Origin of the sequence: Streptococcus sp. KHUD_010 (assembly GCF_040207525.1) — a bacterium.
GTDB lineage: Bacteria > Bacillota > Bacilli > Lactobacillales > Streptococcaceae > Streptococcus > Streptococcus hominis.
The window spans coordinates 547,892-572,420 of record NZ_CP157941.1 but is presented as its reverse complement, the minus strand read 5'-3'; the positions used below and the strand labels follow the sequence as shown (position 1 = coordinate 572,420).

The window sequence follows — 24,529 nt, the reverse complement described above, 5'->3', positions numbered from 1 at the left end:
ACAGGGCAATAATTTTTCTGGATAAAATATGTAAAAGTTGTGTAAGAACCTCTTACTTTTCTAAATAGACATAATTATTAAATTTTCAGAAAACAATTGACAGTCTTTTATTTTTTTGTTAGCCTAGTGATGTATCTTGCTGAAGCAATTGCTTTTAAGAAAGGGTTGATAAATGAAACAGACAAAATTTTTAGGAATTCTTTGTCTTGCTCTGGTTATGATTTCAATTACAGTTGGTTCTAGCCACTTTTCGTGGTGGCAACTGCTATATGGAGATAAGCAGACCGGTCTGCTATTTTGGGAGTCACGCTTGCCAAGGACAATTAGTATTCTCCTAGCAGGCTCTAGTATGAGCATTGCCGGGCTTCTTATGCAGACTGTTACACAAAATCATTTTGCTGCTCCTAGTACAGTTGGAACGGTCGAGGCTGCGAAATTTGGTATGTTGCTCAGTTTATTTTTCTTTCCGTCAGCCACATTAGCGCAAAAAATGCTATTTGCTTTTGTATCTGCTATTTTTTTTACAATTATTTTTATTAGATTTGTCAGAAAATTCTCATTTAAAGAAAAATGGTTGTTACCGCTTGTCGGAATTATTTATAGTGGGGTGATTAGTGCAGCTGGAGAAATCATTGCTTATCGTTTTGATCTTGTCCAAAGCATGACTTCATGGACACAAGGCTCTTTTTCCATGATTCAGAAACATCAATATGAATGGTTGTTTTTAAGTTTAATCATCTTGATTGCGGTATGGAAACTATCAGCCACGTTTACCATTATGAATCTAGGGGAAGACGCCAGTCATAATCTAGGCATTTCCTTTTACCAAATGGAGGAAATGACGTTGTTTCTCATTGCATTGACAACAAGTGTGACGATGATTACAGTCGGCTCTCTTCCATTTATCGGAGTCATTGTTCCAAACATCATTCGAAAATTTTATGGTGACCATATCACGCGCATTAAGGGACTGACCTCATTAACTGGTGCCTGTCTCATCTTAGCCTGTGATATTGTAGCACGTCTAGTCATTCGTCCTTACGAAGTCTCCGTCAGCTTGATTTTAGGAATTTTGGGTAGTTTGGCGTTCGTGTATCTTTTGTGGCGAGGTGCTGCTCATGAATAAAATGAAGAGTCAAACAAGAAATCTCTTACTTCTATTGCTTTTGTTAGCCAGCTTGAGTGGCTTGTTATATCTCATGCCGATGGACTATCCTTTAACAGGTTTTATTATGAAATTGCGCTTGCAAAAGTTACTAGCCTATCTCTTAGTCGCCATAGCTGGAAGTCTTGCTACAATCAGCTTTCAAGCAATCACAGAAAATCGTTTTTTAACACCAAGCATTCTTGGAATAGAATCTCTCTATGTCTTTATGCAGACGATTTATCTTTTCTTTGCTAGCAAATTCATCGGCAATACCAGTCATCCTTTGCTTGAGTTTATCTTAGTCTTACTCATACAGTGCGGCTTCTTTTTCTGCCTGCAACCTGCATTAAAAAAGCTACTCCAGCAAAGATTTCTATTTATTTTATTGATTTGTATGGCACTAGGGACGCTATTTAGAAGCGCTAGTACATTCTTGCAAGTGCTAATGGATCCTAACGAATATGATAAACTGCAGACAAAACTTTTTCCTTCCTTTCAACGAATGAATATGGATATTCTATCTGTCGCTACAATCATCATTGGACTAGCAGGTTTGTATTTGTTAAAGAAGAACGCTATTTTGAATGTTTTTCATTTGGATAAAAAGACAGCAACTATTTTAGGTGTAGAAGTTGAAAAAGAGCAAAAAAAGATACTATGGGCAATTGTTTTGCTGACTTCAACGACAACTGCTCTCGTTGGACCTATGATGTTCTTCGGCTTTATGATGTCCAATTTAGCCTATCTGTTAATCAAAGAATACCAACACAAATGGTTGTTCTCAGTAACAATTTTACTCGGTTTTCTTTCTCTGACCACTGGGCAAATGCTGGTAGAGCGCGTCTTTCAGCTCCAAATCAATGTCAGCATGGTCATTGAGCTTGTCGGAGGGCTATTCTTCTTTTATCTTTTAGCTAAGGAGGCAAAACGCTAGAATGCAATTAAAAAATGTTGGCAAATCATTTGGAAATCAAGCAATCTTAGAAGATATTCAACTGAATATTTCACCGAGCAAATTCACCGCCTTTATTGGACCAAATGGCGCTGGAAAATCAACGCTGCTTTCTATTATGAGCCGTTTGCTCAAGAAAGATCAGGGGGTTCTCAGTATCAAGGGAAAAGAAATTGAAACGTGGAACTCAAAAGAGCTCGCCAAAGAATTAACCATTTTAAAACAAAAAATCAATTACCAATCTAAATTAACGGTTGAAGAATTGGTTTCTTTCGGTCGCTTTCCTTATAGTCAGGATCGTTTGACAAAAGAAGATTTCAAAAAAGTAGAGCAAGCACTTGAATATCTGGACATTCTTGATTTAAGAGACCGTTTTATTGATACACTCTCCGGAGGCCAATTACAACGCGTTTTTATCGCTATGGTGCTCGCTCAAGATACTGATTTTATCCTCTTGGACGAGCCGCTAAACAATCTAGATATTAAGCAAAGTATTTCCATGATGAAAATCTTGCGTTCTCTCGTTGATGACTTAGGAAAAACGATTATTATTGTCATTCATGACATCAATATTGCCAGTCAATATGTTGATGAAATTGTCGCCTTTAAAGACGGAAAAGTCTTTTACCAAGGCACAACCAATCAGGTCATGAGAAAAGAAATTTTAGATCCATTGTATGAAATGGACATTACCCTTGGTGAAATCAATGGTAAAAAAGTTTGTATTTATCTATAATATTAATTTTGGAGGATTTCTAATGAAAAAGAATACAAAAACACTACTTCTATCTCTCTTCACAGCTATTGCAGTTGTGCTACTCGCTGCTTGCGGAGCCAATAAACAGACCAATTCAAAAACGACAAATTCTTCATCTGCTTCTAGTGAAGTCACTGTCAAAACAGCAAATGGAGATGTGAAAGTCCCTACCAACCCTAAAAAAATTGTAACGCTAGATTTAGGTGCAGCTGATACCATTCGTGCTTTAGGTAAAGAAAGCAGCATTGTCGGTATGCCAAAGAAAACTCTTCCTACTTACTTAAAAAATTTACCAAGTAGCATTAAAAATGTAGGTAACATGAAAGAACCAGATATGGAAGCTATCGCAGCTTTAAAACCAGACTTGATTATTGCTTCTGGTCGTACAGCTCAATATGTCAAGAAACTCAAGGAGATTGCCCCTACTGTATTATTCCAAACAGACAACAAAGACTACTGGGATTCTACTAAGAAAAACATCCTTTCTTTAGCAAGTATCTTTGGGGAATACGGAACCAAAAAAGCTAAAAGTGAATTAGCTAAATTAGACAAAGAAATTCAAACTGTTGCTGCTGCCAATGAAAAATCAAATAAAAAGGCTCTGACGATGATGTTAAATGAAGGTGCAATGTCTGCTTTCGGAGCTAAATCACGTTTTTCTTTTCTTTACAGCACTTTGAAGTTCAAACCAACAGATGCTAAAATTAAGGAATCAAGACATGGACAAGAAGTCAGCTTTGAAAGTATCAAACAAATCAATCCAGACATTATCTTTGTTCTGAACCGCACTCTTGCTATCGGTGGGGACAATTCGGCCAATAAAGACTTACTGAATAACTCACTGATCCAAGAAACAAATGCAGCTAAAAATAAAACTATTGTAAACTTGACATCTGACCTTTGGTACCTCAGCGGAGGCGGACTCGAATCAACAAAATTGATGATTGAAGATGTAAAAAATGTAGCTGGGAAATAATATAAAAGAGCTGAAGAAAACCTTAAATGAATTTTCTCCAGCTCTTTTATCGTCCCCAACTTCTAATCATCTTCTACCGCGAAACCATCATTTGTGATGAAATGATGTTCTAAAATTCCCTCATTTCCAAATAAAACTCCGTGGAGAACACCGCCATAGACAGCTCCGCCATCCATGCCAATTTTTTGATCCTGCGTTTGCCAAAGGCGACTTGTCCCAGGCATCTCAGAAAAAAGATAAAAAGTCGGAGTATGACCAAATACAATTGTTTTCCCTGTTTGATTGAGACCTTGATGAAAGGGCTCACGTATCCAAACTTTTTGATAATCGCTTGTTTCATGCCAATCTTTTAAAGTTAAGTCAACTCCAGCGTGTACAAAAATATAGTTATCTGTTTCAACAAAGAAAGGCATCTGACGAATAAAAGACACGAGGTCTGGCGCTTCTTCCGACACGCGCTTTGCGTCTTCAACTCCATCAACAGGAGTATCTAAAGGTCGCCCCAAAATGGAATTGATTGTTGTATCTCCACCATTGCGACGATAATGAGCATAGCCGCTCTCAGGATTGTCCAACCAAGTTAAAAACATGTACTCGTGATTTCCAGAAATACAAATCGCTCCTTGCTTTTCAACAAGTTCTTTCACACACTCCAAAACAGCGCGGCTATCTTCCCCACGATCAATCAAATCCCCTAAAAAGATGAGTTGGCTCTCTCCATCCCATTTTTTGAGTAATTCTTTTAGCATTTTTGCTTTTCCATGTACGTCACCAATTACAAAATAATTTGTCATGATTACCTCCTGATAACAACTCATTTAGCACAAGCCAAGAAGTGTTTCATTTTTTCAAGAGCTCTCTAGCCTGCGTGAGGGCTGCTTGGGTCACATTTTCACCCGCCAACATTTTGGCAATTTCTTCGACACGCTCCTCATCTGATAACAAGCGAACAATTGAAACGGTCGAATGTTCATCAGATATTTTCTCAATGAAAAATTGATAATCTGCAATGGCAATCACTTGTGGCAAGTGCGAAATTGCGAGGACTTGTCCGTTTGAGCCAATTTTATGAATCTTTTGAGCAATAGCTTGCGCAACACGTCCCGATACGCCTGTGTCCACTTCATCAAAGACAATGCTAGTCTTGCCTTCCTTACGAGAAAAAGCAGATTTGATTGCCAACATCAAACGAGACAATTCACCTCCTGAAGCAACCTTAACGAGCGGTTTGTAGTCTTCACCGGGATTGGTCGAAATATAAAATTCAACGTGTTCATTTCCTTCACGACTAAATTTTCCCTTGGTAAATTGAACTCGAAAATTCGCCTTTTCCATATAGAGGTCTTGCAGTTCTTGCTGAATCTCTGCTTCTAACTGCTGGGCTAATTCGTGCCGAGCCTGACTAAGACTGCTTGCTAGAGAAACCAAGTCTTTTTCCAGCTTTTTCAGCTCTTTGTCCAAATCATCTGATGAAAGATTTTTCCCAGTAAGTAGAGCATATTCTTTAGAAATCTGCTCAAAGTAAGCTAGGACATCATCTACTTGACCACCGTATTTGCGAGTAATACTATAGATTAAATCTAGGCGATTTTCTACTTCTAAGAGACGGCCACCATCAAAATCCAAGTCTTCTAGAATATCCTCCAAACGCTTTGTCACATCTTCCAACACATAGTAAGATTCAGAAAGGTTGGTCGCAATTTCTTTGTAAGTGGCGTCGTAGTCTTCAATAGCTTCCATGTCATTCATGGCAGATCGAACATTTGCTAAACTAGAAAATTCTTCATCATCCAGCATGGCATAAGCATTGGTCAAAGTGTCTGCAATCTGCTTATGATTGAGCAACTTATCACGTTCTTGATTTAAAGCTAAATCTTCACCTGCTTTTAAATTAGCTGCTTCAATCTCTGCAATCTGATATTCCAGCATGTCAATCCGCGCTTTATTTTCTTCTTGATTCTTTTGAATCGTCAAGACCTGCTTGCGCAACTGACGATACTGATCAAAAGTTTGCTGATAATCCGCTTTGAGTTTAAAAAATACTTCATCTCCAAACTCGTCCAACATAGCAATATGTAACTGGGAACGCATCAACTCTTCTTGGTCGTGCTGACCATGAATATCCACTAAATGCTGTCCAACGGCTCGCAAGACAGACAAATTGACCATTTGACCATTAATACGGCTGATACTGCGACCATTTTGGAAAATTTCTCGTCGAATAATCAACTCATCTGTCATATCAAGCCCTTGCTGCTCAAAGATTTCAACCAAAGCTTTACTTTGTTCAATCGCAAACAGCCCTTCAATCTCTGCTTTTGATGCACCGTGACGAATCACATCTGTTGTCGCGCGGCTTCCTAGCATCATGTTCATAGCATCAATGATAATAGACTTTCCGGCCCCTGTTTCACCTGTCAAAACAGTCATGCCTTGCTCAAAATTGAGGGAAATCTCTTCAATAATTGCAAAATTTTTAATGGAAATTTCAAGTAACATAGGCTACCTACCAATTTTTTATCTCTTCCAATACCTGATGAGCCATTTCTTCATTACGGAAAATAAGGAGGATTGTGTCATCATCGGCTAAAATACTAAAAATGTCATCAGAAAAATCTTCTACAATTTGTCGCTTCACAAAAGCTGTGCTTCCAGGGACAAGATTGAGATTGATCATATTTCCCAATAGCTCAAACTTTAAGATATTATTGTCTGCTAACTTCAAACTCGTACTAGCTGATTTTGGTAATTCATAGATATAGGTGTTATCCTTCTGCGGAATTTTGACAATTCCCAGCTCTTTAATGTCTCGTGAAATGGTTGCCTGTGTTGCTGTAATTCCTGATTTCTTCAGATATTCTACAATGGCTTCTTGTGTTCCAACTTCATAGTCCGACACAAAATGTCTAATTTTTTCTAATCTTTCCTTTTTATTCATCTTTAAATTCCTTATGTGCTGTCTCTACGACCGTTGTAATCATTGTTTTTACTAGATTTTCTGGGTGAGAACTTTTTTCTAAATAGGCTAAAAATTCCACATTCCCATGCCCACCTTGAATAGGGGAGAAATCCAGACCTTGGACAGAAAATCCGGCTTCAACCATAAAGTCCGTTACTTTTTCTAAAACTGCTTGATGCACTTTTTTATCTTTCACAATCCCATTTTTGCCAATCTGCTCTCTTCCTGCTTCAAACTGAGGTTTGATGAGAGCCACAACTTTTCCATTTTCAGCCAAAATCTTATACAGAGCTGGCAAAATGAGACCAAGCGAGATAAAACTGACATCAATGGACGCAAAGCTAGGTGTCTCCTCAAAATCAACTACCTTGGCATAACGAAAATTAAACTGCTCCATGCTGATGACGCGTTCATCTTGCCGGAGTTTCCATGCCAGTTGATTGGTGCCGACATCTACTGCGTAGACTTTCCTTGCACCATTTTGCAGCATGACGTCCGTAAACCCACCCGTTGATGCCCCAATGTCCAACGTAACCTGATTTTCAACTGAAATCTCAAAAACCTGCAAAGCCTTTTCTAATTTTAAGCCACCACGGCTAACATATTTGAGCTTTTCGCCTTTGAGCTTCAACTCAATAGTCTCATCAACTTTCTCGCCAGGTTTATCGAAACGCTCACCATTCACAACAGCAACGACTAAGCCTGCCATCACACCGCGCTTGGCCTGTTCTCTTGTTTCAAAAAGCCCTTGCTTATAAGCTAGAACATCTACTCTTTCTTTCGTCATTGAGTTTTAAACTTTCTATTATCTTTCTGATAGCCGCACCTGAAAAAGCTAGCTCTGCTTCTACTTCTGCCAATAAATGCTCTGTTTCCTCTAGCTGTTCTTCAAAGAAATACTTAGCACCATCCAAGCCCAAAATAGCTGGATAGGTGGCTTTCTCTGCTGCCACATCTTTCTGCGGTGTCTTGCCCAAGTCCTCAAAGCTCGCTGTGATATCTAAAATATCATCTCGCACCTGAAAAGCTAGTCCCAGCAGCTGACCTATTGCTTTCAATTTTTCCTGCTGTAGCTGTGCCACTTCCGCAATCAAACCTGCTGCAACAAACGGATAGGTCAGGAGTTTGCCAGTTTTATTGGCATGAATATTCTGTAGCTCTGCTAAACTGATGTCCTTTCCTTCGCCCTGCATATCAAGGGCTTGACCTCCGACCATACCAAAAGTTCCAGCCGCCAACGACAATTCTGCGATTAAGTTTACCTTGATTTGACTAGGTAGTGCCGCTTCTGCGATCAAAGCATAAGAATCTAAAAAGAGAGAATCTCCTGCTAAAATAGCCATTGCTTCGCCAAATTTCTTGTGGCTGGTCAAGCGACCACGACGATAATCATCATCGTCCATAGCCGGCAAATCATCATGAATCAAGCTACCTGTATGAATCATTTCAAGCGCTGCTGCCACTTGGAAATGTGCTTCTGTCAGTTCCATTCCTAGACCTTCTAATAATTCCAAAAGCAAAAGAGGACGAATTCGCTTACCGCCTGCATTAACAGAATAGAGGATTGCTTCTATCAAATCAGCGGATACCACTTTTTGAGCATAAAATCCTTCAATAGTTTGTCCAATTCTAGCTAATTTTTCGTCTTGTTTCATTCCATTTCCGTTTCTGTGCCATCAGCCTGCATAACTTTTACTAGCGTTTTTTCTGCCTGATCCAATGTTTTTTGCAATTCTTTTGAAAGTTGCATCCCCTTTTGAAACTCAGAAATCGCTTCTTCCAAAGGAACATCCCCGTTTTCTAACTTCTGTACAATAACTTCTAAATCTGCTAAATTTTCTTCAAATTTCTTTTCTTTCGACATTTTTTACCTCAACTTCTATCTGACCATCTCGCATCAAAATGGTTAATTGATCTTTTTTATTGACTTTCTCAATAGATTCTAACACCTGTTCATCTTTTTTGACAATAGCATAACCCCGAGCCACAATTCGGCTAGTATCCAGCATGAGCAAAGCGTCAGACAGACGCTTGACTTCAGCCACTTTATGATCATAAACGACTGCCATATTGCTGCGCAGAAGCCGTTCCAACTGAGCTACACGCTCTTGATAAATCTGAACCTGCCTTAAGGGAGCTAGAGCCTCCAAACGATGTTGTAAAAGCCTTACTCGCTGCACTTCCTCGTTATAATATTCGCGAATTTTTTGCTTGAGCCGTAAATTTAGTTGATCTAATTTTTGCAGGTAGCTATCATATAGTCGTTCTGGTTGTCGAAAAATGACAGACTGACTCAGCTTAGCTAGTCGCTCACGATTGTAAGTAAGACGATTAGACATGGCGGCTGCTAACCGATTTTGTTGCTGCTGCAAGTGTGCTAGGAGATCCAACTTTGTTACAGGTGTTGCTAATTCCGCAGCCGCAGTCGGCGTTGCAGCCCGTCTATCCGCAACAAAATCTGCCAAGGTCGTATCCGTTTCATGCCCTACACTCGAAATAATCGGAATGTGAGATTCAAAAATTGCACGGACAACCACTTCCTCATTAAACGCCCAGAGATCTTCAATTGAGCCACCACCTCGACCGATAATAAGGACATCCAAATCATTTCGCTCATTAGCACGACGAATATTTTCAGCTACTTCAGCAGACGCTCCTTCGCCTTGCACCTTCGTCGGATAAAGAATTATCTCAACTCCCGAAAAACGACGGCTGACAGTCGTTATAATATCACGAATCACTGCACCACTAGGACTGGTCACTACTCCAATTTTCTTTGGAAATTGCGGTAAAGCTTGCTTAAAGCGCTCCTCAAAAAGCCCTTCCTCGCCTAGCTTTTTCTTGAGCTGCTCAAACTGAATCGCCAAAGCTCCGATACCGTCTGGCTCCGCTTTTTCAATGATAATAGAATAAGATCCACTTGGTTCATAGAGTTGAACACGACCGATGACATTAATCTTCATACCCTCTTCCAAGTCAAAACCTAACTTCTTATAAACACCACCCCAAATTGTTGCCTGAATGACTGCTTTTTCATCTTTGAGAGAGAAATATTGGTGATTAGGTCGCCTACGAAAATTAGAAACTTGCCCCGTCAGATAAACTCGTTCTAAATAAGGATCTTTATCAAACTTTAATTTTAAGTATTTGGTCAAGGTTGACACGGATAAATACTCAGACATTCCTCTCCTTTCATTTCCTGTAATACTTCTTTATTCATAAATTTTATTATACCAAACAATCTATAAAAAATCATTTCCAGCCCTCAACGAAAAAGGAAAGACTAGTTTCCCATATCTTAAGCAGAGCCTAGCTCAACAAACTTGCCAAAATATACAAAAGATAGATATGCACAGGATAGAAAATGTAGAAAAACAACTTCATACCACGCCCCTTTTCACCATTGTAAAAATACATTGGAACAATCGCAAAAACCATCATCCATTGTACAGACATTGGATCTGTCAGATACACAAATAAAGAGACTAGTGCTAATATCACCATTTGTGCTATGCGGTGTCTGCGGAAAATATAAAAGAGAAGACCAAGGTAAACCATGATATACCCTCCTTCAACCACGAGAATGTTCGGAATAGCTATGATAAAAAAGGAAATAATCTGAACCATAAGAGGTGGTACATTCTCACTCGTTAGATAACTCGATAGAAACAAGACCGGCAGAGCCAGAAGAATCGGCAAAAGAAAAGGCCCTAACCTTTCCAGAATGAATAAAGTTTCTTTTCTTTCATACCATCAACCATCAAATCCCAAGCACAGATAGATATGCCCGCTAAAAAAGGCGCCAAAAGCATTATTCGCCAGCCCAACTTGACCATTAGTGAAAAAGTAACTGACAATCATGTCCCCAATAATCATAAACCATGTCATAAAGAGCAACCGTTTCAAATAATCTTTTCGATTATGCGTATAATAAAAACTATCAGCTGCCAAAAACATAAAAAGAGGAAAAACGATGCGCCCGAGCATTGTTAGCCACATCGGAGCGCCAAAAGCACTAAACATTTCGTGGATATGATCTAAAAACATAAGAAAAATAGCTAAAAATTTCAAGTTCGTTGCATTCGATACTTTCTTTAAAGATTGTAACATCATAAATTCTCCATTTCATTTTTTCAACAAGCATAATCTTACCGAAAATTTCCCATTCTTTCCATTACATAAACTTACATTTTCAGAAAGAAAAGTGACATTTTTGTAAGACAAACTTATACTATTGACTTTTCTAAAAAATTTTTGATATAATGTTAAGCAACTTAACAAAGAGGAATTTATGGACAGAAAAGAGCTTTATTCTTTCAATCAATCATTTCAATCGTTTATACAAGCTTATTTGCAATTAGAAAAGCAGCAACATTTTATCAGGCAATTTAAAGATTTAACATTGGCAGAAATTCATACAATTGTCGAAATTGGCAAAAATGACAAAATTTCCATGATAGAACTTTCTAAACGTCAAAATATTTCTCGTTCTGCTATTAGTCAGATGATAAGAAGATTAGAAACAAAGCATCTTGTTAAAAAGTTGCCATCTCCTATCTCTAAAATCGGGTATCAATTAGTTCTAACTGATACAGGTCAAAAAATTTTAAAAATTCATAAAGAGCAACAGCAATATCTTGATCAAGAACTATTAAAACTTTTGAATCATTATCCGCCTGAAACAATTCACGCATTTGAAAAATTAATGGAAGAAACAAAGACATTATGGCAAACTTTGCCATGGTTAGATTAATTATTTTATCGATATGTTAAGCGACTTAACAAAAAGGAGTTAAAATGGTAGTAGAAATTTTTGTAGAAAGTCCAAATCAATTAGCTGATTCACCTTTTAATATAAACATTACTGGTTTACATCCTTACCAAGAAGCAATTGTCCAAATGAGCAGTCGGGACTATTATAATATCAATGCATCAATAACCTTGCCTCCTGATACTCTTTGGCAGTCTCAAGCTACTTTTCTGACCGATGCAAAAGGAAGTATCTCTCTAAATAAAACTCCTGCTATTTCTGGTTCTTATAAGGGAATAAATGAAATGGGGTTATTTTTCAATCTCCAACCAACAAGTCAGAAAAAAAGACAACTGTCTAAAAATATCAAAGATATTCCCTTATTTTCTGACTTTCATTTACAAATTCAAGTACTTCAAAAAGAGGAAATACTAGCAAAAATTCAATTTAAAAGATACTATTTGGAGTCAAATTCCATTCAACAAGAAGTGAAATTTAATCAAGCATTTGGTCGATTTTTCTGTAAAAAGAATCAAAATAATATACCTGCTATCATTGTACTTAGTGGAAGCGAGGGTAGAATTGAAAAAGCACAAAACATCGCTCAGCTATTATCAAATCATGGTTTTGCATGTTTAGCACTTGCCTACTTTGGTTTAGATAGTTTACATCAAAATCTAAATAAAATTCCATTAGAAATCATTAAAGAGGCAATTGATTTTCTTAAAGAAAAAGATTTTATTGCTTCTGATAAAATAGGACTTTATGGTCGGTCAAAAGGTGCTGAATTTGCTTTAATAGCTGCTTCTCTATTTTCAGATATAGACTGCTTAGTATTAAATTCTCCAACTATGGCTATCTTAGAAGGCTTAAATGGATGGAAAAACTCAAATCATTCTTCTTGGACTTATCAGCATAACGAACTGCCTTACACAGCCTTTTCCATAACAAAGTTGATAAAACAAAAATTATTTAAGCAAGCTTATAGGTTTAGTCAGCAAAGTCTCATCCCTGTGGAAAAAATACAAGCTGATATTTTACTAATTGCATCTCCAAATGATGAAATTTGGCCAGCCTATCAAGCATCTTTAAATATTCTTAAAAAGGTCAATCAAAATTATGTCTCGGATTTAGCCATCTATCCTAATAGCGGGCATATGTTAACAGTTGCTTATCAAGGAAATCATCGTTATCATCAAACTCCTTGGGAAAGATTGCTTCAAGATAGCATTGATTCTTGGAGAAAAACAGTTGAGTTTTTCCAAAATAATTTATAGCTATCAATAAGGCCCTAGCTAATAAATAAAACCCAATCGTTTTTTCGATTGGGTCATTTTATAAGGAGCAATTTGTGAAATAAAGGTCATAAAGTTAAGAAATATTATATAATTCTAAACAACCCTTTATTGACTTCTCTTTGCGTCTCAGCACCAAATTAGAAGCCATTTCTTTTTCATAAAAAGTCATAGACATGGTTCGACCATTGACAAATAACTCTAAAGAATTTGTATCGCGGACAAGTTCCAATATGAAGGGCTCTTCCAATGATGTCAACTTCATATAGCGAGTGTCAGAATAGGGCTCTTCCTTGCCTTTAATCGCATATCCCACTTCTACACGGCTGAGCTCCAATACTTGATTTTCTTGAGAGTAAGCAATTTTAATAAACTGATTGTTCTCGTTTTTAGCATATTGAAGTTCAAATTCAGCTAATCGTTCTAGTTTTAGCCGAATATACTGCTGCTGTTTTACACTGTTCACAAGGTATAAAATAGCTTCCTCATCCTGTAAAACAATCTTTTCCTGTAAATCCAACTGTTGAAATAAACTTTGAGGGATTTCCTGATACAAGCCATTATTTTTTATAGAAAGCTTACGAGGTAGGGTCATCATACCGGACCACCCATGTCCCAGTTCGTGAGGAGGAATGGTTCGATGCCACATCTGCATCCAAGCAACCAGATAGCGCTCTCCTGCATCATTCACGCAGGTCTGCGGAGCGTAAAAGTCCAACCCACCATCTAATTCGTGTTTCTGTTCGACTTTAAATCGTCCAATTTCCCAATCTACTTCTCCAATAAAGACCAATGTTGAATTGATATTCCAATACTGATATTGCTGCCGTTTCATTTCAATCGGCGACATCATCAGTACCCATTTACCGTCTAATTCAAACAAATCTGGACACTCCCACATAATTCCTTCTTCCTGATTTCCTTCCAGAAGAACGGATTTGAAGTGCCAATTGAAATAATCCTCCGATTCAAATAACAGAATTTGCCCTCGTGAATCAGGTGTTTTAGAAGCTACGACGGTATAGTAGACATTCCTATATTTGAATATTTTTGGATCTCGAAAATCTGCAGTATCTGCAATTCCTTGAATATGTTCTTGTGAAATAACAGGATTTCCATCGTATTTCTCAAAGATAATACCATCTTCAGATATCGCAATACATTGCGTTTCTAACCGTGTCTCACCATCTTCGACATGTCCTGTATAGATAAGCACCAGTCTATCATCCACAACCAACGCACTCCCTGAAAAACAACCGTTTTGATCGTAGGTTTCACTTGGTGCTAAGGCAACCGGTAGTTCATCCCAATGGAGCAAATCCGTTGACTTTGCATGTCCCCAATGCATGGGACCCCAGACACTATCGTAAGGGTAAAATTGATAAAAGAGATGATATTCCCCTTTGAAATAGACAAAACCATTAGGATCATTCATCCAGCCAATTGGTGGCAATAGATGAAATCTCCCTCTATATCGTTCCACTACTTGATGATGGTGGTTAGCTATATATTCGTTTGCTTTTTTTATTTTTTCTTTCATACCTCACCTACTTAATCCCTGTACCTGAACCACCCAAACCTTGGATTATATATTTTTGAGCAACGATATAAACCAAAATCAGTGGAATAGTTGAAATGGTTAGCACAGCCATTACTTGATTGATATAAACAGGCTGTGTCGTATTAATTGTGGTAATGGCGACTTGCATGGAAAATTTTGAAGAATCTGTTAACACCATCAAAGGCCAAATATAGTCATTCCAGCTAGAAATAAAAGAGAGGACACCTACTGTTGCAATTGCTGGTTTTGACATTGGTAACATAATCCGAAAGAAAATTCGTAAAATACTAGCCCCATCCATTCTGGCAGATTCAATAATCTCCTCTGGAATAGCAATAAAGAAATTTCTAAAAAGATAGATATTAAAAACACTTGCTAGACCTGGAATAATAACCGCTAAACGATTATTGACTAATCCAAGAGCATTGATAATTGTAAATTGAGGAATCAGCATGGTCTCCATTGGAATAATCAGTAACCCCAAAAGAAAACCAAATAGATATTTTTTCCCTGAAAAGTTAATTTTAGCAAAAGCAAAGCCTGCCAATGAATTAATAATGATTGACCCAAGAGCAAATGTTCCAGCGTAAAACAAGCTATTTGCTAGATAGGTTAAAATACTGAACCGTGCCAATACTTCTTGGTATGGTTTAAACCAATTGGCTGGATTCAGACTAGGTAAAAAGGCCTGCCAACCAGTTAAATTTTTATAAACATCTGCCTCTGGCTTCATGGAAGACACAACCATCCAAATCATTGGAAAGAGAAAGAGTGCTGCTAACAAAAGCAAGAGGATGTATTCCAGAATAGTACTTGGTTTTATTCTTTTTCGTTTCATATCATTCATCCTCCTTTAAGACACGTCTTTGCACAAGACTAATCATACCAATCAAAGTTGTAAACACTAGGGCAATAGAGCTAGAATAACCTACTAAACGGTCAGTGAAACCTTGTTGGTAAATGTAGTAAACCATGGTAATCGTAGAGTTCATCGGACCACCTTGCGTCATAACCATTGGCTGTACAATCAATTTGAAAGCTGAAATTAAGGTTGTCAGCAATACAAACAAGGCCGTTGGCTTTAAAAGCGGCATGGTGATATAACGAAATTGTTGCCACTTTGTGATACCATCCAACTCTGCAGCTTCATAGACATCTTGAGGAATATTTTGCATTCCGCTAAGAAAAAGTAACATTTGATAGCCTGCACCTTGCCAAGCTGAGACAAACACAATCGCATACATCGCTTGCTTAGGACTTCTTAAAAATGGCTGAGAAGCAATGCCGATTTTATTTAATAAAGCATTTAATAAACCATTATTTGGATTAAGCAAATACAACCACAAAATTGAAATGACAACCAAAGACATAACAACCGGAGCAAAAAATGCAACTTTAAAAAACATATTTCCTTTCCGCTTTTTATTGACAATCAAAGCCATTCCAAGAGCCGCACCTAGCTGAACCGGAATAATCCAAACAACAAATTGCGCTGTATTTAAGACACTTTTTAGAAAGGTCGGATCTTTAGCCAAACGAACGAAATTAGCTAATCCAACAAATTTACGCTCGTCCGGTGTTAATAAATAATAATCAGTAAAGGCATAATAAATTACCATTCCAACCGGAATGACTAAGAAAATCAGCAAAAGGATCAGTGCAGGTGATAAAAAACCGTAACCCAATAAATTTTCTTTTAATTTCTGACGCTTCTTTTGAGCCATGACAATCTCCTTCTTTTTGAAATAAAAACAGAGATGAAGCATAACCTATTTTTAGGCTTTTGCCTCATCTCATAGATTGAATGATTTCTATTTGTTCAAGGCATCATCAATTGCTGTTTGCATTTCTTTTGCACGTGAATCCAGTACTTTTTGAACACTTGGGTTTTCCTTATAATAACTAATATCTTGCATAGCTTGTTGGAAGGCACGAGACACTTGTGGGTAAGCTACAACAACTGGACGTGCATGAGCTGTTGTTGCATTTTGTTCCATCAAGAATTTCATCGGTTCAGATACCTTGTTTTGCATATTCTTGATAGTTGATTTACGAATTGGCAAAACGCTATTTCCCAAACTTAGGATTTCACTTGATTCTGTATTGGTTGCAAATTTAACAAACTCAGCTGCAGCCGCTTTTTTATTAGATTTTGTAGTAACTGCTAATTGCCAACTTCCTGAAGGAGAGACAAGTTTCTTTGTCTTATTAGAAACAGGATAAGGCAAGATTCCAAAATCAATATCTTTATAGTTGGTTTGTAAATCAGCAATTGTCCATGATCCACTCAAAACCATTGGATATTTTCCTGTTTCAAATCCTTTTTCAACTGGACTAACTGTCGTATATCCTTGCTTAACAAGGTCTTGAATGAATTGAACCGCTTCTACGCTTTCTTTAGCATTGAAATAGCCTTCAGCTTTTGTTCCATTTTTATTGACAACTGTACCACCATTTGACCAGATAAGAGGCATATAAGCATATGGCAACATTTCGTCGTTGGAGTTAAGACGGAAGTCAATTGCAGCTTCTTTAAAGTGATCTTTCAACTTTTGACTAATTGCTTTAAATTCATCCCATGTCCATGGTTTTTTCAAAGTTGGTAGACTTGCTTCATCTATACCAGCTTCTTTGAACATTTTCTTATTGTAATAAACACCAACATTTGATTCTGAATAGCCAAATGCATAAAATTTCCCATTGTAAGTTCCTTGTTGTTTAATACTGTCAAGAACATCATCCATATTATTGTCTTTTAGATACTCATCTAATGGCGCAATAACTTTTGATTTTGCATAAGCTGCTGTATTGGGACCATCAAGTGTAATCACATCAGGAAGACTGTTTGTTGAAATAGCGGCATTAACCTTATCTTCGTATCCGCCTCCACTTCCACTACGAGGAATATACTCTGTCGTGACTTTATACTCTCCTTTATATTTCTTGTTGAAGTTTTGAACAACTTTTTCCCAAGCTTTTCCTTCAGCAGTCTCGTCGGAAAATTGAACCCAAACCTTCACATCGTTCGATGTCCCTTTAGAGTTCTTATTAGAGCCTCCGCTACAGCCAGCTAACACTCCGATTGACAAAGCTGTAACCATTGATAGAACAATACCTTTACGCATATGCTTCTCCTTTTTTTGGAAACGTTTCAAAACTTCTGCTAAACAGAAAGGTCATTGGACCTTTTTATGATTTTTGAAACGTTTCAAATTTTATGATTTTATTATAACAGCGCTTTCATAAAAAGTCAATACTTTTTATGAAATTTTTATCAAATCACTTTTTTTGTTGTACTACCCTCTTCAAAATGAACTGGAATCGTAATTCTTGACTCAGTAACCTTTTCTTTCGCAATCAAGCGAAGCAATAAATTAACCGCAGCTTGTGCTATTAAATCCAACGATTGCGCAATTGTTGAGAGTAGGTAGGTCTGGTCTGCTGCATTACGCAAACCGTCAAAACCAATAATCTGATAATCCTGGGGAGCAACTTTCCCCAATTTTTCCATTACTTTCATGACATCTAGTGCCATAAAATCATTGACTGTAAAAATGCCGTCAATCTGCGGATGCGCTACTAAAAAATTTTCAATTTGCTGCTCGGGTTTAAACAGTGGTTCTGGCATGTCCAATTTCAAAACTGAATACCCTTGTGCTCTTGCTTCTGCATAGAACCCCTTTTTCCGTTGCGTCGTTTCATTTTCATGAATATTAGTTCCACCTATATATGCTAATTGTTTAGCTCCATGTCCCAATAGTTCTTTTGCTGCAATCTGTCCACCAATATAATTTTCTGAAGTCACATAACATACATTTTCTGAGAAATGACGATCAAAACTGACAAAGGGAAGGCTAGAAGAAATGTAACGATCAATATCTGAGTAAGTAATCCCGATAATACCGTCTACTTTATTTTTTTCCAGCATCTCAATGTACTCAATTTCATTAGCTGCGTCCCCATCTGCATTACAAATAAATAATTTATAATGATTTTTCAACAATTCCTTTTCGACATGATAAGCAAACTCAGAGAAAAAAGGATGCCAAATCGTTGGAATAATTAAAGCAACAATATTACTTCGATTCGTTTTTAGACCTCTAGCATATTCATCTGGAGTATAATCCAACGTTTGAATAGCATCTTGAACCTTTTGGTAGGTAGAATCTTTCACTCGATAACCGTTCACGACGCGTGAAACTGTTCCGACTCCCACTCCAGCAAGCTCAGCTACATCTTTCATTGTCGCTTTCATAATTAACCTCCCTCCTTTCTTTTTATGTTACCACGCAGCCACTTTAAAGACAAGATATTTTTTTATAAATTTCATTATGACTGACATAGTCTCCTCATCCACTTAGGGATTTCTTTGCTGATTTCCGTTGGCAAGACTACATAGTTTTCTTTGCTTAATTCCTCTGCAATGGCTGAATGGAGATAGACTGCTGCTGCTACACGTTCCAGTAAAGAACTACTCTTGAACTGTCCCGAAAAGCCCGCAACCATCCCTGCCAGAGTATCTCCCATGCCGCCCGTTGCTTGATAAGGGCCACCAATAGTCAGTTGAAAATGGTTCCCATTTCCACTTTGGAAAATAGTCGTTCCGTGCTTCTTTTGAACAACGATAGTTCCAGCAGGGAAGGAATTAACAGCTTCTTGGCTTTTTTCAACTGATTGCTCAGCTATCTTTAGTCCGCTCAACCGCTCCCACTCTTTTTGATGTGGGGTAAAAATCGTCTGTGCTTTTGGAAATGGCAGAGCTTCTTTGCTAAAGAGGGAAATAGCCCCACCGTCCATGATGAAGACTTGATGTTTACTGACCAGTTCCACTATCAACCGCAAAGTGGCTTTTTCAAGTTTACTTTCAGCTAAACCTGGTCCAATCAATACTACATCTGCTTTTTGGACTTGCTCGGTCAATAGCTTTTTATCTTGTACATCAAAAGCCATAGCTTCTGGTAAATGAGCGTGAACAGCTGCGATATTTTCTCTATCCGTCGCAACCATCACTAGACCAGCTCCGCTATGAACTGCAGCTAAGGCTGCCATGATAATCGCTCCACCAAAAGGATACGTCCCGCCAATCAACAACAAACGACCGTAATCTCCCTTGTGACTATTGAGCGCACGCGGCTGAATAATCTTTTTCAATAATGTATAGTCTACTACTTCCATGTTTGCTCCCTTCACCTATGCCAGTAGAGAAGTGACACCCTTGTTTACCTTTGTTTTACCATAAAAGAAATAGACGTGTCGCATTCTATTTCTTCAAACTCCGCTTGCAAGCTCGATAGGTTTGCTCCATGAGCATGGTAATGGTCATCGGACCAACCCCTCTTGGTACAGGAGTGATGAGACTCGCGATTTCAGATACTTCATCAAATTTCACATCACCAATCAATTTACCATTTTCATCACGGTTCATGCCAACATCAATCACGACCGCGCCTTCTTTGACAAAATCTTTCGTCACAAAGTGACCACGACCAATGGCGACAACCAAAATATCAGCTTTTTTTGTGATCTCTGATAAATGATGTGTTCGTGAATGCGTCAGAGTTACTGTTGCATTTTTAGCAAGTAAAAGCTGTGCCATGGGCTTTCCGACAATGTTACTCCGCCCAATGACCACCGCACGTTTACCTTCTAATTCTACACCGTACTCATGAAACATTTCCATAATGCCAGCAGGTGTGGAGGGAATCATGACAGGATGACCACTCCAAAGGCGTCCCATATTCATCGGATGAAAGCCATCCACATCTTTATCGGGATCAATCGCTAACAGCACCGCTTCTTCATCAATATGCTTTGGCAGCGGCAATTGAACTAAAATCCCATGCCAATCTGGATCTTGATTGTACTTTTCAATCAAAATCAGCAGCTCTTCTTGGGTTGTTGTTTCTGGCAGACGCACCACTTCACTTCGCAGTCCTGCAGCCAAAGCTGACCGCTCTTTATTTCTCACATAGATTTGACTAGCTGGGTTATGGCCCACTAAAATCACTACAAGTCCAGGTACCAAGCCTGTTTGGTCTTTTAGTTTACGAACTTTCTCCGCTAATTGTGCTTGTAATTTTTCTGCCAAAGCTTTTCCGTCAATTATTTTTGCCATATAACTCTCATTTCTATTTTCTTCATTCTATTATAGCAGAAATTCATTCATTTGCCCTATAGACTTTTTTATAGAAAGTTATAGAGCGAAACCAACCTTGTCTTTCCCCCTTTTTCTACCATTTTATGAAAATTTACACAAAAAACAGAAAAAAAGGAGCCAAAAAACTTAAAATTACCTTAAACCTTAAAACTATTTTAAGGTAACTGCTTTAATATAGAACACGGTACCGATTTAGTTTAAAAATATATAGAAGGGAAGAAAATTATGCAAATAGCCAAGCAGGCTTTGAATTACATCAGTAGAAAAAGAGTTAAAACTCTTCTTGTATTTCTGATACTTACTCTCATTTCAACTGCCTTAACTAGTAGCTTTTCTATTATGGGAACGACTAATAATATCGAAAAGAAAATCTATGACGCATCTAATACCGGCTTTACCATAACTAGTAAAACACTTGAACGACCACTTTCACTAAAAACAGCAGAAAAATTACTTGAGAATAAAGAAATTTCAAAATTCAACTTCAAATACGATGCTTTAGCAAGTTTGACAGATAAAACTGTTGTTAAGAAAAAACAAGGTGTTACAAGAGACAATCAAAACCCTGTCCTCAACAATCTGGTTGCTGCATTAGGAACAAGTGATTCTACTCTAGAAACAACCTTTGCAAGTGGTGTTTTCAAACTTGAACAAGGAAAGCCAATTCGTAAAGGCGATAAATCCAAGATTCTCATCCATGAAAAATTAGCTAAAAAGAACCATTTAAAAGTTGGAGATAAACTAAAACTAAAGGGAGCCTCCTTAAAGGATGAGGATGCTAAACAACTCCATGAAGTAGAGTTTGAAATTGCTGGTATCTTCTCCGGAAAAAAAGAAGAGAAACAAACAGGTTTAAGCTCAGATGCGACAGAAAATACTGTCTATATGGACTATGAATCGAGCCAACACTTACAAGGCTACAAACCAGCTGATTATAAATTATCTGCAGCCGTTTATTTCGTATCAAATCCAAATCAAATTGATAAAGTCATTAATACAGTCAAAAAGTCAAAAATTGATTGGAAGCAAACGGATCTTGTTAAAAATTCTAAGGCTTTTGAAGCAGTTTCTTCTTCTGTTACCAGTTTCAAACAGATTATTAATGTTTTAACTTTCAGTATCATTATTGGAAGTATCATCGTTCTTTCCTTGATTCTCATGTTCTGGTTGAGAGAAAGAATTTATGAAATCGGAGTACTATTATCTCTCGGTATTTCAAAAGCGATGATTATCTCTCAATTCATACTAGAACTGGTTATCATATCAGTATTTAGTATGGCACTAGCTTCTATTAGTGGCTCTTATATTTCCACTATGGTATTCAAAGGGTTTATAAAAGGCGGTCAACAACAAGATAGCTCATCCGCTATTTTTGAAAATATCGTTCCACACTTACATACCTCTACTATTCTGATGACTTATGGAATACTGCTCATCATTATTTTACTTGCAGTAGTAGGTTCATCTTCTATTATCCTACATAAAAAACCAAAAGATATTTTAACCGATATAAGTTAAGGAGACAAAACATGACAATTTTAAAAATGGATTCAGTTAGTTACCAATACAATAGCCTACAAGAAAATGTATTGAATCAAATCACAGCTTCATTTGAAGAAGGAAAATTTTATGCTATTATAGGGAAATCTGGTGCAGGTAAATCAACCTTGCTTTCCCTTCTTGCAGGACTTGATACTCCTACAAAAGGAAAAATCCTCTTTGAAGATCAAGACATCGCTCAAAAAGGCTATAACCATCACAGACGGAAACAAATCTCCCTGGTTTTCCAAAATTATAATTTAATCGATTACTTAACTCCGATGGAGAATGTTCGACTCGTAAATTCTCAAGCAAATAAAGATAGCTTACTACAACTTGGACTCAACGAAAAAGAAATCCATCGTAACGTATTACGATTATCAGGTGGCCAGCAGCAACGGGTAGCTATTGCACGCGCTCTTGCATCTACAGCACCAATTATCTTAGCAGATGAACCAACTGGGAACTTAGATGAAGGTACTGCCATGGACATCATTGAAGTCCTAATTAAATCAGCTAAACAAAAAAATAAATGTGTGATTGTGGTGACACACAGCAAAGAGTTAGCTAATAAAGCAGACGTCGTCTTAGAGTTAAGCAATAAGAACTTAGTCGAAGTCACTAAGAATTATAAATAAGACCTCCAAGGAGAAGAAATTATATGTTAACGATAAAGAACGCTCTTGCCTATGTATGGCGCAAAAAAATAAAAACACTGATTATCTTTTTAATCCTGTTAGCCATCTCTACTTTAACACTTGGCAGTATTGCTGTTAAAAATGCAACAGACGCCGCTTCAAAAGAGACTTTCAAAAATATCACTAGCAGTTTCTCAATGCAAATTAACCGCGAAGTGAACCAAGGTACCCCTCGCGGAGCAGGAAATCTTAAAGGCGAAAATATCGAAGCTGTGGAAAAAGTTAAAGGTATCTCTGGTTATATCAAGCGAATGAATGTTGTCGCTGACTTAATTGATCACCAGTTGGTTAAATCTGGAGAAACCGACTTTGAAAGCGAAGATAGAAAACAAAAATTCGGCCGTTCCGTTATGGCAACAGGTATCAACGATTCATCTAAAGATGATAAATTTACCGCAGAAACCTTCAAACTAGTTGAAGGTAGACATATCAACAAAAATGACAAAAATGTTGCTTTAATTCATAAAGATTTTGCAGAAAAGAACAAACTTAAAGTCGGCGATACGATTAATATAAAATCGAATACTTATGACTATGATAACGTTCGCAAAGCTAATAAAACGACTAAAGTGACAGTTATCGGAATTTTTGACGGGAAAAATAAAGGAGGCGTTTCTAGTCCTCAAGAATTGTATGAAAATACCTTTATCACAGACTTAGAAACGACTAAAACTTTACAAGGTTCAACAGATAAAAACGCTATTTATCAAGATGCTACTTTCTTTGTAAATGGTAGCCAAGATATTGATAAAGTGATGGCGAAAGTAAAAGAAATATCATCTATTGATTGGGAAGCCTACACCCTTGTTAAGAGTACAAGCAACTTCCCAGCACTTCAATCTTCTATTAACGGTATTTACGGCGTTACTGGAAACCTCTTAATCGGAACTCTAATCTTTGGAGCGATTGTTCTTACGCTAGTCTTGTTCTTATGGATCAATGGTCGTAGAAAAGAAATGGGAATCATGCTTTCAATGGGAATTAGCAAAACAAAGATTTTCTTCCAATTTATGACCGAAGTACTATCTGTCAGCGTCTTTAGCTTCATTGGTGCTTACTTTGCAGGTAGTGCTGTCAGCAAGGTGATGGGAAATAGCATTTTAAAACAAGTTACCAGTGGTATTGCTGAAAAACTAGCTCGAGAAGGTAAGAGCGCCAATCTTGGAGGCGGGGCTGAAGTGGATGGCTTTAACAAGACCCTCACTAGCCTCAATGTACATGTATCTCCTGATGATATGACCAAGGTGGTCATCTTTGGACTTGCCATTATCATTGTTTCCGTCCTCATTGCTTCAATCACGCTCCTTAGTAAGCAACCAAAAGACTTGCTAATGGGAGATAACAGCAAATAAGAGATCAATGAGTTCAGACAAAATCGGTCCGTCAACTTAGCTGACGGACCGATTTATTTTATAGACAGCTGGACTGACTCTCGGATGAAATGACGTGAGGTTCTCTTTGTCGACTTGGTCGATAAAATGAACCGCTTTGGATTGGCTCTGTCGACCCAGTCGAAAAGATAAATGACTTTTAGTTTACCACGTCGACCCGGCGGACGAAATGAACTACTTTTGGTTTGCTCCATCAACCCGGCAGACAGGATGAAACTGTTTTGATTGGCTCCGTCAGCTCGGAGGACGAGTTGAACGACTTCTAGTTTAATCCATCAGCTCGGCGGATGAGATGAAACTATTTTGGTTTGCTCTGTCAGCCCGGCGGACGAGGTGAAACTCTTTTG

Annotated in this window: 23 protein-coding genes and 1 pseudogene; 9 read left to right on the top strand and 15 right to left on the bottom strand. The window is 37.7% G+C overall.

The annotated features are described in order from the left end of the window. Nucleotides 1–172 precede the first annotated feature (172 nt). The 4 genes from ABKA15_RS02840 to ABKA15_RS02825 are packed head-to-tail and all read left to right on the top strand — an operon-like array spanning nt 173 to nt 3,832. The gene (locus ABKA15_RS02840) at nt 173–1,126 is read left to right on the top strand and encodes an iron chelate uptake ABC transporter family permease subunit (RefSeq protein WP_049513051.1); all 954 of its coding nucleotides are present in this window, start codon (nt 173–175) and stop codon (nt 1,124–1,126) included. Beyond that, complete coding sequence (locus ABKA15_RS02835) at nt 1,119–2,081, top strand: iron chelate uptake ABC transporter family permease subunit (protein WP_186832710.1); 963 nt, start codon at nt 1,119–1,121, stop codon at nt 2,079–2,081. Before ABKA15_RS02840 ends, ABKA15_RS02835 begins: the two co-directional genes overlap by 8 nt. 1 nt (nt 2,082) lies before the next feature. Beyond that, nucleotides 2,083–2,835, top strand: a complete 753-nt coding sequence (locus tag ABKA15_RS02830; RefSeq protein WP_049513055.1) for an ATP-binding cassette domain-containing protein — start codon at nt 2,083–2,085, stop codon at nt 2,833–2,835. A 22-nt stretch (nt 2,836–2,857) separates the two neighbouring features. Next, nucleotides 2,858–3,832 carry a siderophore ABC transporter substrate-binding protein gene (locus ABKA15_RS02825; protein WP_350015378.1) on the top strand — a complete coding sequence of 325 codons (975 nt, stop codon included), beginning with the start codon at nt 2,858–2,860 and terminating at the stop codon, nt 3,830–3,832. Between the two features lie 62 nt (nt 3,833–3,894). Here the strand turns inward: ABKA15_RS02825 and ABKA15_RS02820 are convergent, their stop codons facing one another. The 8 genes and pseudogenes from ABKA15_RS02820 to ABKA15_RS02785 form a co-directional block, all read right to left on the bottom strand. Further along, nucleotides 3,895–4,626, bottom strand: a complete 732-nt coding sequence (locus tag ABKA15_RS02820; protein WP_049513057.1) for a metallophosphoesterase — start codon at nt 4,624–4,626, stop codon at nt 3,895–3,897. Nucleotides 4,627–4,672: 46 nt separating this feature from the next. After that, a complete protein-coding gene (gene recN, locus ABKA15_RS02815; protein ID WP_049513060.1) occupies nt 4,673–6,331 on the bottom strand; it encodes a DNA repair protein RecN in 1,659 nt (552 codons plus the stop codon). Between the two features lie 7 nt (nt 6,332–6,338). Continuing rightward, nucleotides 6,339–6,770 carry an arginine repressor gene (locus tag ABKA15_RS02810; protein WP_049513062.1) on the bottom strand — a complete coding sequence of 144 codons (432 nt, stop codon included), beginning with the start codon at nt 6,768–6,770 and terminating at the stop codon, nt 6,339–6,341. Then, nucleotides 6,763–7,578, bottom strand: a complete 816-nt coding sequence (locus ABKA15_RS02805) for a TlyA family RNA methyltransferase (RefSeq protein ID WP_049513064.1) — start codon at nt 7,576–7,578, stop codon at nt 6,763–6,765. Before ABKA15_RS02805 ends, ABKA15_RS02810 begins: the two co-directional genes overlap by 8 nt. Next, the gene (locus tag ABKA15_RS02800) at nt 7,544–8,446 is read right to left on the bottom strand and encodes a polyprenyl synthetase family protein (RefSeq protein ID WP_049513065.1); all 903 of its coding nucleotides are present in this window, start codon (nt 8,444–8,446) and stop codon (nt 7,544–7,546) included. The genes ABKA15_RS02805 and ABKA15_RS02800 overlap by 35 nt, the downstream gene beginning before the upstream one ends. Beyond that, complete coding sequence (locus tag ABKA15_RS02795) at nt 8,443–8,655, bottom strand: exodeoxyribonuclease VII small subunit (protein WP_003041167.1); 213 nt, start codon at nt 8,653–8,655, stop codon at nt 8,443–8,445. Before ABKA15_RS02795 ends, ABKA15_RS02800 begins: the two co-directional genes overlap by 4 nt. Then, nucleotides 8,633–9,973, bottom strand: a complete 1,341-nt coding sequence (gene xseA, locus ABKA15_RS02790; protein ID WP_049513068.1) for an exodeoxyribonuclease VII large subunit — start codon at nt 9,971–9,973, stop codon at nt 8,633–8,635. The genes ABKA15_RS02795 and xseA overlap by 23 nt, the downstream gene beginning before the upstream one ends. 127 nt (nt 9,974–10,100) lie before the next feature. After that, nucleotides 10,101–10,814 (bottom strand): annotated as a pseudogene (locus ABKA15_RS02785) (TraX family protein). A 268-nt stretch (nt 10,815–11,082) separates the two neighbouring features. Here ABKA15_RS02785 and ABKA15_RS02780 point away from each other — a divergent pair. Together ABKA15_RS02780 and ABKA15_RS02775 are read left to right on the top strand one after the other, a co-directional pair. Then, nucleotides 11,083–11,544, top strand: a complete 462-nt coding sequence (locus ABKA15_RS02780) for a MarR family transcriptional regulator (protein ID WP_049513073.1) — start codon at nt 11,083–11,085, stop codon at nt 11,542–11,544. Between the two features lie 44 nt (nt 11,545–11,588). Next, nucleotides 11,589–12,818: an acyl-CoA thioesterase/bile acid-CoA:amino acid N-acyltransferase family protein gene (locus ABKA15_RS02775; protein WP_049513075.1), complete on the top strand. Its 1,230-nt coding sequence runs from the start codon at nt 11,589–11,591 to the stop codon at nt 12,816–12,818. A gap of 94 nt (nt 12,819–12,912) precedes the next feature. On the opposite strand, the gene ABKA15_RS02770 is transcribed toward ABKA15_RS02775, so the two are convergent. From ABKA15_RS02770 to ABKA15_RS02740, 7 genes are all read right to left on the bottom strand, one after another. Next, on the bottom strand, nt 12,913–14,376 hold the full coding sequence (locus tag ABKA15_RS02770) for a glycoside hydrolase family 32 protein (RefSeq protein WP_049513077.1): 1,464 nt from the start codon (nt 14,374–14,376) through the stop codon (nt 12,913–12,915). 7 nt (nt 14,377–14,383) lie between these two features. Next, on the bottom strand, nt 14,384–15,235 hold the full coding sequence (locus ABKA15_RS02765) for a carbohydrate ABC transporter permease (RefSeq protein WP_049513079.1): 852 nt from the start codon (nt 15,233–15,235) through the stop codon (nt 14,384–14,386). A 1-nt stretch (nt 15,236) separates the two neighbouring features. After that, entirely contained in the window at nt 15,237–16,121 is an 885-nt protein-coding gene (locus tag ABKA15_RS02760) for a sugar ABC transporter permease (protein WP_049513081.1), read from the bottom strand. 87 nt (nt 16,122–16,208) lie between these two features. Continuing rightward, nucleotides 16,209–17,522, bottom strand: coding sequence for a sugar ABC transporter substrate-binding protein (locus ABKA15_RS02755; RefSeq protein ID WP_049513083.1), 1,314 nt, complete (start codon nt 17,520–17,522; stop codon nt 16,209–16,211). 149 nt (nt 17,523–17,671) lie between these two features. Then, a complete protein-coding gene (locus ABKA15_RS02750) occupies nt 17,672–18,652 on the bottom strand; it encodes a LacI family DNA-binding transcriptional regulator (RefSeq protein WP_049513085.1) in 981 nt (326 codons plus the stop codon). Between the two features lie 74 nt (nt 18,653–18,726). After that, nucleotides 18,727–19,572, bottom strand: coding sequence for an NAD(P)H-hydrate dehydratase (locus ABKA15_RS02745; RefSeq protein WP_049513087.1), 846 nt, complete (start codon nt 19,570–19,572; stop codon nt 18,727–18,729). 85 nt (nt 19,573–19,657) lie between these two features. After that, nucleotides 19,658–20,512 carry a bifunctional methylenetetrahydrofolate dehydrogenase/methenyltetrahydrofolate cyclohydrolase gene (locus tag ABKA15_RS02740; RefSeq protein ID WP_049513089.1) on the bottom strand — a complete coding sequence of 285 codons (855 nt, stop codon included), beginning with the start codon at nt 20,510–20,512 and terminating at the stop codon, nt 19,658–19,660. 267 nt (nt 20,513–20,779) lie between these two features. Between ABKA15_RS02740 and ABKA15_RS02735 the strand changes: the two genes are divergently transcribed. From ABKA15_RS02735 to ABKA15_RS02725, 3 genes are read left to right on the top strand one after another with little or no spacing between them, the layout of a single operon-like run. After that, on the top strand, nt 20,780–22,072 hold the full coding sequence (locus ABKA15_RS02735) for an FtsX-like permease family protein (protein ID WP_049477045.1): 1,293 nt from the start codon (nt 20,780–20,782) through the stop codon (nt 22,070–22,072). 11 nt (nt 22,073–22,083) lie between these two features. Then, nucleotides 22,084–22,731 (top strand): ABC transporter ATP-binding protein, encoded by a 648-nt coding sequence (locus ABKA15_RS02730; protein WP_003030192.1) that lies wholly within the window; start codon nt 22,084–22,086, stop codon nt 22,729–22,731. Nucleotides 22,732–22,754: 23 nt separating this feature from the next. Next, nucleotides 22,755–24,143, top strand: a complete 1,389-nt coding sequence (locus tag ABKA15_RS02725) for an ABC transporter permease (RefSeq protein ID WP_350015377.1) — start codon at nt 22,755–22,757, stop codon at nt 24,141–24,143. The last annotated feature ends 386 nt before the right edge of the window (nt 24,144–24,529 follow it).

What these genes read in the sequence shown, in the direction of transcription:
- ABKA15_RS02830 (WP_049513055.1), top strand. Translation starts at nt 2,083, where the DNA reads ATGCAATTAAAAAATGTTGGCAAATCATTTGGAAATCAAGCAATCTTA.
- ABKA15_RS02730 (WP_003030192.1), top strand. Translation starts at nt 22,084, where the DNA reads ATGACAATTTTAAAAATGGATTCAGTTAGTTACCAATACAATAGCCTA.
- ABKA15_RS02765 (WP_049513079.1), bottom strand. Translation starts at nt 15,235, where the DNA reads ATGAAACGAAAAAGAATAAAACCAAGTACTATTCTGGAATACATCCTC.
- ABKA15_RS02775 (WP_049513075.1), top strand. Translation starts at nt 11,589, where the DNA reads ATGGTAGTAGAAATTTTTGTAGAAAGTCCAAATCAATTAGCTGATTCA.
- ABKA15_RS02725 (WP_350015377.1), top strand. Translation starts at nt 22,755, where the DNA reads ATGTTAACGATAAAGAACGCTCTTGCCTATGTATGGCGCAAAAAAATA.
- ABKA15_RS02750 (WP_049513085.1), bottom strand. Translation starts at nt 18,652, where the DNA reads ATGAAAGCGACAATGAAAGATGTAGCTGAGCTTGCTGGAGTGGGAGTC.
- ABKA15_RS02835 (WP_186832710.1), top strand. Translation starts at nt 1,119, where the DNA reads ATGAATAAAATGAAGAGTCAAACAAGAAATCTCTTACTTCTATTGCTT.
- ABKA15_RS02745 (WP_049513087.1), bottom strand. Translation starts at nt 19,572, where the DNA reads ATGGAAGTAGTAGACTATACATTATTGAAAAAGATTATTCAGCCGCGT.
- ABKA15_RS02825 (WP_350015378.1), top strand. Translation starts at nt 2,858, where the DNA reads ATGAAAAAGAATACAAAAACACTACTTCTATCTCTCTTCACAGCTATT.
- ABKA15_RS02805 (WP_049513064.1), bottom strand. Translation starts at nt 7,578, where the DNA reads ATGACGAAAGAAAGAGTAGATGTTCTAGCTTATAAGCAAGGGCTTTTT.
- ABKA15_RS02780 (WP_049513073.1), top strand. Translation starts at nt 11,083, where the DNA reads ATGGACAGAAAAGAGCTTTATTCTTTCAATCAATCATTTCAATCGTTT.
- ABKA15_RS02770 (WP_049513077.1), bottom strand. Translation starts at nt 14,376, where the DNA reads ATGAAAGAAAAAATAAAAAAAGCAAACGAATATATAGCTAACCACCAT.
- ABKA15_RS02740 (WP_049513089.1), bottom strand. Translation starts at nt 20,512, where the DNA reads ATGGCAAAAATAATTGACGGAAAAGCTTTGGCAGAAAAATTACAAGCA.
- ABKA15_RS02755 (WP_049513083.1), bottom strand. Translation starts at nt 17,522, where the DNA reads ATGCGTAAAGGTATTGTTCTATCAATGGTTACAGCTTTGTCAATCGGA.
- ABKA15_RS02760 (WP_049513081.1), bottom strand. Translation starts at nt 16,121, where the DNA reads ATGGCTCAAAAGAAGCGTCAGAAATTAAAAGAAAATTTATTGGGTTAC.
- ABKA15_RS02735 (WP_049477045.1), top strand. Translation starts at nt 20,780, where the DNA reads ATGCAAATAGCCAAGCAGGCTTTGAATTACATCAGTAGAAAAAGAGTT.
- ABKA15_RS02840 (WP_049513051.1), top strand. Translation starts at nt 173, where the DNA reads ATGAAACAGACAAAATTTTTAGGAATTCTTTGTCTTGCTCTGGTTATG.
- xseA (WP_049513068.1), bottom strand. Translation starts at nt 9,973, where the DNA reads ATGTCTGAGTATTTATCCGTGTCAACCTTGACCAAATACTTAAAATTA.
- ABKA15_RS02810 (WP_049513062.1), bottom strand. Translation starts at nt 6,770, where the DNA reads ATGAATAAAAAGGAAAGATTAGAAAAAATTAGACATTTTGTGTCGGAC.
- ABKA15_RS02795 (WP_003041167.1), bottom strand. Translation starts at nt 8,655, where the DNA reads ATGTCGAAAGAAAAGAAATTTGAAGAAAATTTAGCAGATTTAGAAGTT.
- ABKA15_RS02820 (WP_049513057.1), bottom strand. Translation starts at nt 4,626, where the DNA reads ATGACAAATTATTTTGTAATTGGTGACGTACATGGAAAAGCAAAAATG.
- recN (WP_049513060.1), bottom strand. Translation starts at nt 6,331, where the DNA reads ATGTTACTTGAAATTTCCATTAAAAATTTTGCAATTATTGAAGAGATT.
- ABKA15_RS02800 (WP_049513065.1), bottom strand. Translation starts at nt 8,446, where the DNA reads ATGAAACAAGACGAAAAATTAGCTAGAATTGGACAAACTATTGAAGGA.